Genomic DNA, 12475 nt, shown 5'->3' with positions numbered 1-12475 from the left:
CCGGCGCATTCCCCCTCCCCACATTTTCTTTGTTCGATGGAGTTTTCCATGTCCTCCCTTCCCGTGATCGGCGCCGCCATGACGCTTGGCGAGCTCGAAATTCACCGCAACTGGCTTTTCGAAAAACAGCGCGATCTCGAACTTCAGGATTTCACCACCGCCGACGTATTGAACGGCGACTGGTCGCCGCTTGCCGAGCGCGCCAGGAAGCTGCTGGACGGTTTTGACGGCCGCCTCGGCATCCACGGCCCGTTCTGGGGCTTCACAATCGCGTCGAATGACCCGGATATCCGCGCCGTCGTCGCTAAGCGCCTCAAGCAAGGCCTCGACGTCTGCGCGGCAATCGGCGCGACGCAGATGGTTGCCCACAGCCCCTATACGACCTGGTCCTACAACAACCTCGACAACAACAAGGGCGAGCCGGAGCGCGTCGTGGAGCATGTGCATCTGACGATGCGTGACGCCGTCAAGCAGGCCGAGGATATCGGCGCCGTGATCGTTCTGGAAAACATCGAGGATATCGACCAGCACGTCCGCGTGGCACTCGCCAACAGCTTCAATTCGCCGGCCGTCGCGGTCTCGATCGATACCGGCCATGCCCATTACGCGCATGGCTCCACCGGCGCGCCGCCGGTCGATTATTATGTGAAGGCAGCCGGCAACCGCCTGCAGCACGTCCACCTGCAGGATGCCGACGGTTACGCAGACCGCCACTGGGCGCTTGGCGAAGGCAATATCCTCTGGCCGTCAGTCTTCCAGGCACTTGCCGATCTCACCAGCAATCCGCGCCTGATCGTCGAAATCAAAGACAAGTCGAAGATCCCGGCTTCCGTCGAGTATCTCGCTTCGCTCGGCCTCGGCCAGTAAGCCTGACTTTCAAAGCTCAACCCCCGGCGCAGGGCGCTGGGGTTACCGCAGTTCCGGAGACATGTCCCGCAGGTGCGACTGGGTGGCGAGGATATCCCCCACCATCATCTCCCGCGCCAGCGCGCCGTTGCGCTCGCGAAGCGCCGCGACGATCCGGAAGTGATAGGACGAGAACGGGTGTACGACGCCCTTGTCGAATTCCTTTTCCACGTAATTGGTCAGCATCCGCATATAGGGGCCGAACCGCAGCCAGAGCATCTCGATATGCTGGGGCAGCACCTCGGAACGCGAAGCCTCGTAGATGCCGAAATGGAATTCCTGGTTCTTGCGCAGCATGCCGTAGACGTCGCCGGCCTTGCCGGTTTCCTCATGCTCGCGCGCAAGCACTTCAGATCGGTCGATATCCTCGTCGCTCATATGCTTGGCGGCAAGTTCCGTCGCCAGCCCCTCGAGCGCGATACGCGCCTGGCAGAGATCGTCGAGCCGCTCGCGGGAAACCGCCGGCACCCGGGCCGAACCGTTATGGCCGATTTCCAGTCCGTTTTCCGCCGCAAGCCTTCGGAGCGCCTCGCGCACCGGCATGTGGCTGGTCCCGAACTCGGTTGCCAGCGACGAGATGGTGATCGCCTGCGACGGGGCGAAGGAGCCCCACATCAGCGCCCGGCGCAGCTGTTCGTAGACCGTATCCTGAACGGTCACGCGCGACGTGACCTTCAAAAGCCCGCTATCCGCCATCCTTGCCCTCTGATCCCATTCAAATCACAACCAGGCCTCGCATAACGGGCCACGCTCTTCAAGTCTCTTGGGCGTCGGACCCTCTACTGTTCCCGACGCGATTCCCCTTGATCAAATGCCAATGGCACAATAGAACATTTGAAAGTTTGATCAAATGCTCATTCGGCAACAGGCCTAACATAGACACGGGGAAGTTCGTTGTCACCTGCATCCCCTCTTCATCGATGAATACGACACCTGGGAGAAATCCATGAACACGCATGTCACGGCAGGCGACAACCTCGCCAAGGCTTTTCCGGTCGATGAGCTGAGGCTGAAATTTCCGGCCCTCCAGAAATACAAGGACTTCATCTTCTTCGAAAATGCCGGCGGTGCCCAGGTTCCCCAGGCCGTCGTCGATGCGGTCGCCGCCCATCTCGTAGACTGCAACGTGCAGCGCATGGCCCCCTATCTCCACAGCCAGGGCGTCGATCGCACCATTGCCGAAGCCCGCGTCTCGGTCGGCTTGCTGGTGAACGCCTACCGTCCAGAGGAAATCTCCTTCGGCCTCAACGCCACCTCATTCATCCGCCTCGTCAGCCTCGGCATCGCAAAAATGCTGCAGGAGCGCAACGAGATCATCGTCACCGACATGGACCATGACGCCGACATCGCTACCTGGATGGCGCTGGAGGCCGACGGCGCCAAGATCGTCTGGTGGAAGATGCGCGAAGACGGCATGCTGCATACCGACGACCTGAAGCCGCTCCTGAACGACAAGACCCGCCTGGTCGCCTGCACCGTCACCGCCCATTCGATTGGCACGATCGTCGACGTGGCAACCGTCGGCAAGCTGGCGCATGCCGCCGGCGCCGAGGTCTTCCTCGACTGCGTGCATTACGGCCCGCACGCGTTGATCGACGTTCAGGCCTGGGACTGCGACTATCTCGTCTGCTCCGGCTACAAGAATTTTTCGCCGCATATGGGCTTCCTCTGGGGCCGTTATGACGCGCTGGTCAAGCTGCCCACTTTCAAGGAAGACTTCATTCCGGACGTGCCGCCTTACAAGATCGAGGTCGGCACTTTCACTTACGAGAACGTCGCCGGCATGAATGCTGCCGTGCTCTATCTCGAAGACCTCGGCCGCAGGTTCCTTCCCGACGGCGAACATTCGCGCCGCGATGCGCTTGCCGCCGCCATGGGCGCCATCCGCGCCTATGAGCAGACGCTGTCGAAAAAGATGCTGTCGGTCTTGAAAAAGCACGGCGCCACGATCTACGGCGTCTCCGACGAAGCCCAGGTGGAAAAGCGCGTTCCGACGATCTGCTTCAACATTCCCGGCCTGACGCCGCAATATCTCTCGACCGAGCTCGGCAAGAACGGCATCGGCAGCCGCGACGGCCACATGTTCGCGCCGCGGCTGATGAAGCGCCTCGGGCTGACCATGGAAACGGGCTGCATGCGGGTCTCGATGGTCCACTATAACAAGGCAGAAGAGATCGACCGTTTCGACACGGTGCTCGGCGAGATCATCGCCAAGACCAGATAAGGCGAGAGCCTCCGCGGGCACACGCTCGCGGAGGCTTCAGCTCACTTGAGATGATGATAGCGGCGCCGGAAATAGACGAGCGCCTCTTCGTCCTCCGGGCCGTGGGCGATCCCGACCACCCGGCAGAACAGCACGTGATGCGTGCCGCTCTCGACTACATTTTCCACTTCGCAATCAAACGACACGACCGCATCGGTCAGCCGCGGCGATCCCGTCGCGGCGAGCACCCAATCACCCACCGCAAACCGGTCATCCTGCGGCGTCGAGCCGCCGAACAGCCTCGACATCGGCTCGTGGCCGGCGCCCAGCGTATTGACGCAGAGCACGCGATTTTTCTCGAACATGCCGGCGACCGAACTCGACCGGTTGAGGCAGACGAGCAGCGTCGGCGGCCGGTCCGTCACGCTGCAGACAGCCGACGCCGTGAAGCCCGCAAGCCCACCCGGCCCGTCTGTCGTGACGATGTTCACGGCCGCTGCCAGCTGCGCCATGCCTTCCCGAAAGGCGAGCCGCGTCGCGTCCACCTCGTCGCTTTGAATATTTATCGTCATTCGACCCTCAGCCCCGCTTTTCTCAACAAAGGCATGACGCGATCGCAGAAGAAAGGCAGCTCATAGGTGTAGTTTACGAAAGACATGGCAATGCCGGAATACCCCTGTTCGGCGATCGCGATCATGTCTTCGACGATCTTTTCCGGTGTGCCGATCAGCGGATAACCGCCAGCGCCGCCTGCAAACCGCTTTCGATAAAGATCGTAAGCATTTTTATCGTGCGACTGGGTGAATTCCTTCTTGCCGGCCATATGCGCATCGACCGCGGCGTGATCGGCCATCGTCACCGCATACCGTTCGTAATAATCCTCGGCCTCCTGCTGGGTTTCACGGCAGACGACGTGGCAGACCGTATAGGCGCCGACATCGCGCCCGAGCTTGTCCGCGCGGGCTTTGATGTCTTCCACGTGTTTGCCGGCCTCGGAGATCTCCGTGAATGTCGTGAACAGGTATTCGCAGTTCTTGGCCGCGAAATCCCGGCCGGGGCCTCCGAAGGCAGCGTTCATGGTGACCGGCCGCGGCGATTGCAGGCTGGCTGGCCGGCTGACAACGTCCTTGAGCTTGTAATAGGTGCCGTCGTAATCGAACGGGGTGTCCGACGTATAGGCCCGCTCCATGATCTCCAGCCATTCGTCGGCCTGGTCATAACCCTTCTCAACCAGCGGCACGCCGAACATGCCGAATTCCTTGGGGTTCCAGCCGCAGACGATATTGAGGCCCGCCCGGCCGCCGCTGATATGATCGACGGTGGCCAGCGCCTTTGCAGCATAAAGAGGATGTAGAAGCGGCACATGCACGGTCATGAACAGCCCGATCCGCTCCGTGACGGAAGCAAGCCCGGCCGCCCAGGTGAATGTCTCGAACGACCATTCGCGCACCCGGTTCTTGCCGCCGAAACCTTTCCACCGGGCGATCGGCAGGAAAAAATCGAGCCCGCCGCGGTCGGCGATCTGCACGGCATTGAGATTGTCTTCCCATCGGGCCTGCCAACGTTCCGGCACGTCGGTGATCGCAAGCCCACCGTCCGCATTCGGCGAAAAGACGCCGAGTTTCAGTCTGCTTGGGCCTTTCAGCGGATGCGGCTTGATCATGCTGTTCCTCTCTTTTGTATTCTTCTGCGGGCGGGACGCGCGGTCTCCGCCTCCTGCAACTGGCGCCGCCGGACGGAGAGGTAGGCCTCCTCCGCCGCGAACATGAAAAGCGTCATGCGGTCCTGGACCATCAGCGGATCATGCGCGAGAAAAGCCGCATGAATGCGGGAAAGGCCATCGATATAAAGGCCGGCCGTAGCCGGATCGGCGAACGTGCCGAGCCGCACCGACTGGAAATAATCGATGAAGCGGGAAATCGTCGCCGCCATATGCGGATTGTTGACCGCCCTCAGCCACGCATTGCGGAAATCGACATTGGCCGCCAGCAGGGCTGGAATATCGCTTTGGCTCAGCGCCAATTCCACCCGGTTCATCGCCGCCGTGATCTCCGTCTCGATCTCGGGCGTCATGTCGCGGGCGGCACAGGCGGCGGCCCGCGGCTCGAGCTGGCGGCGCACCTCGAAAAGCCCGGAAATGTCGTCCAGCGACAATTCCCGCACGGCAAAGCCGCGCGTCGTGCCGACCAGATAACCTTCGGAAACCAGCCGAAGCAGCGCCTCGCGCGCCGGCATGCGGGAAATGCCGTGGGCATTGGCGATTTCGGTATCCACCAGGCGATCGGTCGGCGAAACGGCACTCCGCTGCAGCTTCAGCCGCAGATCGGCATAGATCGCATCCACCAGATTGTCGCTCGGTTTCAACATCGTATTCTCCTACGAAAACCGTATACTGATTCTGTCGCACATCAAGGGAATTTTCTTCCATTTCCCATCAAAGCCTCAATTAATGTCATTTTCAGTATACGGTTTAATTCGCTTGCAGCTCCAGGAATTTTAGGCTTAAATTTTAATTTGACGTAGTTCAAAAGCCGTTGTTGCAGCAGACTTCACAAGGCATCCCGATGAGCGACTTCCGCAGGAAATGTATTGGTCATGAGCGCGTCATCGGCACATTCGCGGCGATCCCGCATCCGGTCGCAATCGAGGTGACTGCTGCGAGCGGCCTCGACTTCATCTGCATCGACGCCGAGCACGCCCAGATCGGCCGTGAGCTGATCGAAAACCTCGTCCGTGCCTCGGATGTCCATCGCGTGCCCGCCATGGTGCGCGTTCCGGGCCACGCCCCGGAATCGATAGCCAGCGTGCTCGACGCCGGAGCTGCCGGCGTGCTGGTGCCGCGGGTCTCGACCGCCGCCCAGGCCAAGGCCGCTGTTCTGGCGACCCGCTATCCGCCGATCGGCGAACGCGGCGTCGGCCCGGGACGTGCCGCGGGCTACGGCTACCGCATTCCCGACTATCTGAAATCGGCGAATGAAAGCCTCGTCCTCGCAATCCAGGTCGAGACCGCCGAAGGGCTGGCCAATGTCGAGGACATCGTCGCCGTCGAGGGCGTCGACGTGGTCTTCATCGGCCCCGGTGACCTCTCCGTCTCGATCGGCGCGATAGGGCCGGATGGAGCCGAGAAGCTAGATGCGGCCATTCTCAAGATCACCAAGGCCGCCCGCAAGGCGGGCAAGGCCGTCGGCATTTTCCGCCCCTCCGCCGATGATATCGGAAAATGGTCGGAAGCCGGCATCAGCTTCTATCTGCTCTCAAGCGATACGAGGTTTCTCGGGGCCGGCATCGCTGCCGACGTCGCCGCCGCGCGCTCCGCATAAGCCGTATCGATTTTCCAGGAGTGACGACGTGAAAGCCATCCAGTACAGCGAACATGGCCCGGCCGATGTGATGCACTATGTCGACCTGCCCGATCCGGTCGCCGGACCGGGCCAGATCCTGGTGAAGCTCGAGGCCGCCAGCGTCACGCCTTTCGACTGGAAGCTCCGCGCCGGGCATCTGCAAAACCATTTCACCCTGCCGATGCCGAGCGTGCCCGGACGCGACGGCGGCGGCACGGTGATTTCCGTCGGCGACAGCGTCACGGAATTCAAGGTAGGAGACCGGGCCGCGGTCATGGCCGGAGTTTTCGCCCAGGGCGGGTATGCGGAAATGATCGCCGTCGATGAAGAGCATGCTGTCAAAATCCCCGACAGTCTCTCGACCGTCGATGCGGTGGCGCTCGCCAATGCCGGCCTGAGCACCTGGATCGCGGTGCGGACTGCCGAAGTCAAATCCGGCGACAAGGTTCTCGTGCATTCCGGTTCCGGTGCGGTCGGCGGATTGCTGGTCCAACTCTGCCACCATCTCGGCGCCCATGTCACCGCCACCTGCCGCTCGACCAACCGCGATTATGTCCTCGGCCTCGGCGCTGACCGCGTCGTCGCCTATGACGAGCAGGACTTTTCCGAGCTCCTCACCGACCAGGACATCGTCTTCGAGCTGATGGGCGGCGAAGTCCACGACAAGTCCTACAAGGTACTGAAAAAGGGCGGTCACATGGTCTGGTTGGTCGCCGACCCGATCAGGGACCGGGGTGAGGAATTCGGCGTCAAGGTAACCCGCGCAATGATCACCGATGACAAGTTGGCGCTTGAAGCGATGATGGGCCTCGCCGGCGCAGGCCTACTCAAGCCCCAGGTGGCCCGCACCATGCCCTTGTCGGAGGCAGCCGAAGCCCATCGTCTGATGGAAAAGGGCGCCATCTCGCGCGGGCGCCTGATGCTGACGATGTGACGTTTCTTAAGTGCCGCTCGGAAACAGCGGCGCCTGACGGCCGTTGGCGACGAAAGTCCGGAAATCCTCGATAGCATGCGCGTTGGCGAGCGAGCAGAACGACCCGCGGCTCACCTCGATGCCGCTGATCTTCTGCAGCCGCACGTCCATCTCGGCGCTCTTCAGCGCCACCGCCGCGGTATTGACGACCGGCGCATGCAGCACCTTGAACCCGTATTCGCCGCCAACCAGCAGGCCCGGCAATACACCCGCTGGCACCACGACATCAGCGCCATCGCGCACCAGCGGCTCGGCGCAGGCGGTGAAGTTTTCAAGCATCCGCCGCCGTGCTTCGTCGTCGCCCGCAAAGGCAGCGCTGAAATCCGAAGGTTCACAGTTCATGCCCGCGACATGCTTCACCCGACCGCCGAGGCCGTAGAGATCGGCCTGCTCGTAATGCCAGGTCTGGAACACGTCATCGAGGGTCACCAGCGCCATGCGCCGCCCGAGCCGTGCCGCATAATGCATGCAGACCTCGCCGGCACCGATCACCGGAATGGTGAGTGCCGACTTGAGTTCGTAGAGGCCGGGATCCTGAAAATGGCCGATGACGACGGCGTCATATCCGCGGCTTGCCGCCTCCAGCCCGTTGTCGATGGCGATCGCCGCGCAGCGGAACTCCGCCAGCCGCCCGAAATGCCGGTCCGGCGGGCTGATCCCGAAGACGTCGACTGTCGTGCCCGGTTCGGCAATGCTGTTCAGATAGTCCGAGAGCCGCGTCATGTAGGCGGCGCTTGCGGTGGCATCGATGAAGCTCTGCCAGAAGATGCGCATGTTCCCCTCGTTCCGTTCATTTTCCGGGTGCGATTCGCACTCGTCAAAACCCCAATTTAAGGCTTTACTCCGGGCACAGAAACCGCCCGGAGAGCCGCATGACTGTGTCGACCACGCCTGAAAACCCGCTGAGCGATACGACCGTCGAGATGTCGGAAGCAGCGCTGACCGAGTTCGAATGGTCGCTCTGGCGAATTTCCGCTGCCTTCCTGCGGTGGCAGTCGGAAAGTTCAAGCGAGCTTGCCGGCGCGGGCCTGAGCGGCCTCGACACCGCCATCCTGCACACGATCCGTTATCGCAACAAGCCGAAAGGGCTCGGCGAGATTTCCCGCCTGCTTGGCCGCGACGACACCGCCAACATTCAATATGCCATCAAGAAGCTGCAGACGCTGCAGCTCATCGAGCGGGTCAAAGGCCGGTCGCGCAAGGACACGCTCTACACGCCGACCCGCAAGGGCACCAAGCTCACCCAGGATTATCGGGCTCTGCGCCGGCAGCTTCTCGTCTCGCTGATCCAGAAGATGGATCACGCGGAACAGGGGCTCGGCGAGGCGACCGAAATGCTGGAATTGCTGACGAGCTTCTACGACACCGCCGCCCGGCGGGTGGCGAGCGGATCTCATCTGGTGGAGCGCTCCTGAACGAGCGCCAGAACGCGCAAGGGGCTACCCGAACCGTTCTGAATTTTGAGCGGCGCCGCAACGACCATTGCACCCGTCGGCGGCAGCTGGTCGAGATTGGTGAGGCATTGCAGCCCGTAGCGGCCGGCGCCGTGAAGGTAGTGGTGCGCCGGATAGGGCGGCGAGAAATGCCCCGCCTGGCCGGCGTCCGTGCCGATCGTCTCGGTGCCGAAGCCGATGATGCCACGCTCCTCGACCAGAAAGCGCATCACCTCCGCATTCGGTCCAGGCGTATGGGCGCCATCTGCCTGCAGATTGGCATAGGCAGCACCTGACTTCTTCGACCAGTCCGTGCGCAGGAAGGCCCAGGATCGTGCCGGAATGCGGCAGTGCTGTTCTTCCCACTTCACGACATCGGCAACCGTCAGCAGGAAATCCGCATCCTCGGCCGCCGCAGCCGAGCAATCGATCACGCAGGCCGGCGCGATCATGTCGGCCGGCGGCAGCGTATCGACGGAATTGAGCGGCAAGTCGCGGCCCGTATACCAATGGATCGGCGCATCGAAATGCGTGCCGGTATGTTCGCCGAAGGAGAGATTGTTCCAATACCAGGCCGGCCCGCCGCCGTCGTAGCGCGAAATCCGCTCCATCCGAAACGGCGCGGATTGCCCGAGTTCCGGCGGCATGACGATGACCGGAAAATCCGGAGACAGGGTATGGGTGAGGTCGACGACGCGCACCGCACCGCTCGCCAATGCTCCGGCGAATTTGCCCAGAATATCGCCGCTCATTGACCAGCCTCCCGCTCGACGGCTTTCGGATTGTCGAAGAGCCGCGCTTCGATATCCTTGGCGACGTCACCGACGTAAATGTCTTCCAATCCACGCCTCAATCCGTCGAGAACAGCGTCGGCCAGAGCCTTTGTCGCCACCTTCGGCGGCGGCACCGTCTGGAACCATTCCGTATCGAGCGGCCCGGTGAACGCGTTGACGACCCGGATACCGCCCGGCCTGAGCTCGGTGCGCAGCCATTGCGACAGCGACACACAGGCTGCATGCGCGGCGGAGTGGACGCCGAACTGCGGCGCATTGCTGAGCCCGTGAACCGAGAGCACGTTGACCCAGGCAACGGCCCCAGCCGCACCGTCGACGCCGCGGGAGCGCATCACCGGCCCAAAGGCCTGGGCAAGGCGCATCAGTCCCATCACGGTATGATCCATCGCCTCGCGCGCTATATTGGCTGCGCCCGTATGGAAGAGATGCGCCGGCCGGACGTGATCGGCGGTGTTGATCAGGATCTCCACCTTGGCGCCGATGTCCATCGCCAGCTCCTGCACGGAACGTTCGCTGGTCAGATCCAGATCGACGATTTCGACGCCTTCGATCGCCTCCAGCGACGCCTGCTGGTCGAAAGGTTTCCAGCGATCTGTCACGCCCACAAAAATCCTGGCCGCTCCGGCTTTCCCGAGCGCCTGCGCCAACGGCAATGCAAGCGGGCTGCGCCCGTCGGTGATCAAGACGCGACGGTGCTTTGGGTCGGCGGTCATCTCGCGCCATTGAGGATCGTCTTCCATGTGGGGCGTCTCCGAAACGGGCTTGGCAAAGAACACGGCCTGTCCGGCCCGGTCCAGCTGCAGGGACAACTTGAGCCGGCTACCGGGCCCGCCGCAATCGCCATGCAGATGCACGACGACAATCGGCCCGCAATCGAGCTGAACCAGTCCGGTGCGCCACGGCAGGTGCTCGCGGAAATAGGGATCGCTAGTGACCTCGATCCGCGTTTCCGACAGCAGCGAACCACCGGTCGGCGCATCCTTGAATGTCAGGTCGGACGAAAGGCAGTTCGGGCAGGCGTCGCGTGGCGGATAGGTGTAGCGGCCGCATTCGCCGCAGCATTGCAGCATGAACCGTCCAACCGATGCGGCAAGCGTCAGCCCGTGCGCCTTGCGGCTGCGGGCCGAGGGAGGCAGCAGCGGCTGAGTGGTGCGGGCGAGCGGGTTCTTTCGCCTCGGCTTGAGGAAAGGTTCCGTCATCACGCCCTCGCCAGAATGGCGGCCGCAGAAGCGAGCCCGCGGTCGTAGTTGATCATGCCGAAACCTGAAACCAGCCCGAGTTTCGCATCCTCGACCTGCCTTCCCTCCGCTGTCCCCAAAAGCTGGCGCATTGCTTCGGTAAGCCCGAGATGCCCGCCCGCGGCCCCCGCCTGGCCGACCGAAAGCTGGCCGCCGGACGTGTTGTGCGGAAAGGATCCATCGATGGTGAACGTATTCTGCCGCACGAAGTCCGGTCCCTCGCCCTTTGTGCAGAAACCCAGATCCTCGAACTGCATCATCGAGATCACCGCATAATCGTCGTAGGTCTGGACAAAATCCATGTCGTCCGGCTTCGAACCTGCCATGCCGTAAAGTTCATCGCGATCGACCACCCAGCCGCCGCGCACCTGCACCGGATCCTCGGCAAACGCGTTGTGCCGCTCGATAGCCGACAGCAGCCGGACGAACGGAAGCCCGAGCGACATGGCCGTCTCCTCGCGCATAACCAGAAAGGCTTCCGCACCGGCGCAGGGCATGACGCAATCGAACAGATGGAACGGCTCGGCGATCGGCCGGGCCGACATATATTGCTCCAGCGTCAGCGGCTTTTTCATCAGCGCATCCGGGTTTCTGAGCGCGTTGTCGCGCTGGGCGACGCAAAGCTTGCCGAAGTCTTCCCGCGTTGCACCGTAGCGATCCATATAGTGGCGTGCGATCAGCGCGAAACTAGCATTGGGGCCACCGGCGCCATAAGGATAGGAAGCATCCTGCGCAAAGCGGGAGAAGTTGGCGAGTGTCTTGCGGAACGTATCGACCTGATTGGTGTCGGCCGCCACACAGGCGACGATATCCGCGTCGCCTGCCTGCACCGCCCGCGCCGCCCGGCGCAGCGAGACGATGCCCGCAGCACCACCCATCGGCACGTGGTCGATGTGGCGCGGCGACAGCCCGAAATGCTGGGTGAGACCGACTGCGACATCCGGCCCCATCGTGAAGCTCGCGACCGAAAAGCCATCGAAATCCCGGTGGCTGATGCCGGCTCCCTCCGCCAGTGCCCTGAGCGCCTTGCCCATCCACCAATGCGCGGTCTCGATGGAATAGCGCTGGTAGGACACCGTCACCGGTACCGCCAGAACCACGCCGTCGTAGGATTGCCGCGCCCGGGACAAGACCATCAGGCTACCGTCAGTTTGACGTCGACATTGCCACGCGTCGCATTGGAATAGGGGCAGCGCTGATGCGCACCGGCGACGATCTCTTCCGCGACCGCGCGCTCGATGCCGGGCAAGGACGCCACCAACTCGACCGCCAGCGCGTAGCCGACCGGTACCGGGCCGATGCCGACCTTGGCGGTGATCGAGACGTCGTCCGGCAGCGCGATCTTGCTGGTTCGGGCCACGAGTTTCACCGCACCGAGGAAGCATGCCGCGTAACCGGCGGCGAAAAGCTGCTCCGGATTGGTCCCCTCACCCCCTGGGCCGCCGAGCCCTTTCGGCACCGACAGATTGACCGCGAAACTGCCGTCGGCGCTCTGCGCCTTTCCTTCCCGGCCGCCGTGAGCGGTAACCGAGGTCTCATAGAGGATCTTTTCCGGGGTCATGCATGCCTCCATAGCGTGATTTAAGC

General features: G+C 62.6%; 14 protein-coding genes. 5 read left to right on the top strand and 9 right to left on the bottom strand.

Annotated features, from left to right (window positions below):
* Window positions 1-48 precede the first annotated feature (48 nt).
* Window positions 49-867: a sugar phosphate isomerase/epimerase gene (locus tag C5J22_RS27825; RefSeq protein WP_105440921.1), complete on the top strand. Its 819-nt coding sequence runs from the start codon at window positions 49-51 to the stop codon at window positions 865-867.
* 42 nt (window positions 868-909) lie between these two features.
* On the opposite strand, the gene C5J22_RS27820 is transcribed toward C5J22_RS27825, so the two are convergent.
* The gene (locus C5J22_RS27820) at window positions 910-1602 is read right to left on the bottom strand and encodes a GntR family transcriptional regulator (RefSeq protein ID WP_046638008.1); all 693 of its coding nucleotides are present in this window, start codon (window positions 1600-1602) and stop codon (window positions 910-912) included.
* A gap of 250 nt (window positions 1603-1852) precedes the next feature.
* On the opposite strand from C5J22_RS27820, the gene C5J22_RS27815 reads away from it, so the two are divergent.
* On the top strand, window positions 1853-3130 hold the full coding sequence (locus C5J22_RS27815; RefSeq protein ID WP_105440893.1) for a cysteine desulfurase-like protein: 1278 nt from the start codon (window positions 1853-1855) through the stop codon (window positions 3128-3130).
* Between the two features lie 41 nt (window positions 3131-3171).
* Here the strand turns inward: C5J22_RS27815 and C5J22_RS27810 are convergent, their stop codons facing one another.
* The 3 genes from C5J22_RS27810 to C5J22_RS27800 are packed head-to-tail and all read right to left on the bottom strand — an operon-like array spanning window position 3172 to window position 5476.
* The gene (locus C5J22_RS27810) at window positions 3172-3681 is read right to left on the bottom strand and encodes a flavin reductase (protein WP_105440892.1); all 510 of its coding nucleotides are present in this window, start codon (window positions 3679-3681) and stop codon (window positions 3172-3174) included.
* Window positions 3678-4772 (bottom strand): LLM class flavin-dependent oxidoreductase, encoded by a 1095-nt coding sequence (locus tag C5J22_RS27805; protein ID WP_105440891.1) that lies wholly within the window; start codon window positions 4770-4772, stop codon window positions 3678-3680. The genes C5J22_RS27810 and C5J22_RS27805 overlap by 4 nt, the downstream gene beginning before the upstream one ends.
* On the bottom strand, window positions 4769-5476 hold the full coding sequence (locus tag C5J22_RS27800; protein WP_105440890.1) for a GntR family transcriptional regulator: 708 nt from the start codon (window positions 5474-5476) through the stop codon (window positions 4769-4771). The genes C5J22_RS27805 and C5J22_RS27800 overlap by 4 nt, the downstream gene beginning before the upstream one ends.
* A 197-nt stretch (window positions 5477-5673) precedes the next feature.
* On the opposite strand from C5J22_RS27800, the gene C5J22_RS27795 reads away from it, so the two are divergent.
* Window positions 5674-6429, top strand: coding sequence for an HpcH/HpaI aldolase/citrate lyase family protein (locus C5J22_RS27795; RefSeq protein WP_105440889.1), 756 nt, complete (start codon window positions 5674-5676; stop codon window positions 6427-6429).
* Between the two features lie 28 nt (window positions 6430-6457).
* On the top strand, window positions 6458-7384 hold the full coding sequence (locus C5J22_RS27790; protein ID WP_105440888.1) for an NADP-dependent oxidoreductase: 927 nt from the start codon (window positions 6458-6460) through the stop codon (window positions 7382-7384).
* A 6-nt stretch (window positions 7385-7390) separates the two neighbouring features.
* On the opposite strand, the gene C5J22_RS27785 is transcribed toward C5J22_RS27790, so the two are convergent.
* Window positions 7391-8197 (bottom strand): aspartate/glutamate racemase family protein, encoded by an 807-nt coding sequence (locus C5J22_RS27785; RefSeq protein WP_105440887.1) that lies wholly within the window; start codon window positions 8195-8197, stop codon window positions 7391-7393.
* A 98-nt stretch (window positions 8198-8295) separates the two neighbouring features.
* On the opposite strand from C5J22_RS27785, the gene C5J22_RS27780 reads away from it, so the two are divergent.
* Window positions 8296-8838 carry a winged helix DNA-binding protein gene (locus C5J22_RS27780; protein WP_051903914.1) on the top strand — a complete coding sequence of 181 codons (543 nt, stop codon included), beginning with the start codon at window positions 8296-8298 and terminating at the stop codon, window positions 8836-8838.
* On the opposite strand, the gene C5J22_RS27775 is transcribed toward C5J22_RS27780, so the two are convergent.
* The 4 genes from C5J22_RS27775 to C5J22_RS27760 are packed head-to-tail and all read right to left on the bottom strand — an operon-like array spanning window position 8817 to window position 12449.
* Window positions 8817-9608 (bottom strand): cyclase family protein, encoded by a 792-nt coding sequence (locus C5J22_RS27775; RefSeq protein WP_105440886.1) that lies wholly within the window; start codon window positions 9606-9608, stop codon window positions 8817-8819. The genes C5J22_RS27780 and C5J22_RS27775 overlap by 22 nt on opposite strands.
* Window positions 9605-10849: an SDR family NAD(P)-dependent oxidoreductase gene (locus C5J22_RS27770; protein ID WP_105440885.1), complete on the bottom strand. Its 1245-nt coding sequence runs from the start codon at window positions 10847-10849 to the stop codon at window positions 9605-9607. The genes C5J22_RS27775 and C5J22_RS27770 overlap by 4 nt, the downstream gene beginning before the upstream one ends.
* The gene (locus tag C5J22_RS27765; protein ID WP_105440884.1) at window positions 10849-12024 is read right to left on the bottom strand and encodes a thiolase family protein; all 1176 of its coding nucleotides are present in this window, start codon (window positions 12022-12024) and stop codon (window positions 10849-10851) included. Before C5J22_RS27765 ends, C5J22_RS27770 begins: the two co-directional genes overlap by 1 nt.
* On the bottom strand, window positions 12024-12449 hold the full coding sequence (locus C5J22_RS27760) for an organic hydroperoxide resistance protein (protein WP_105440883.1): 426 nt from the start codon (window positions 12447-12449) through the stop codon (window positions 12024-12026). The genes C5J22_RS27765 and C5J22_RS27760 overlap by 1 nt, the downstream gene beginning before the upstream one ends.
* Window positions 12450-12475 lie beyond the last annotated feature (26 nt).

Origin of the sequence: Neorhizobium sp. T25_13 (assembly GCF_002968675.1) — a bacterium.
In the GTDB taxonomy this organism is placed as follows: domain Bacteria; phylum Pseudomonadota; class Alphaproteobacteria; order Rhizobiales; family Rhizobiaceae; genus Neorhizobium; species Neorhizobium tomejilense.
The sequence above is the reverse complement of the archived record's forward strand: the minus strand, read 5'-3'. Positions and strand labels throughout refer to the sequence as shown.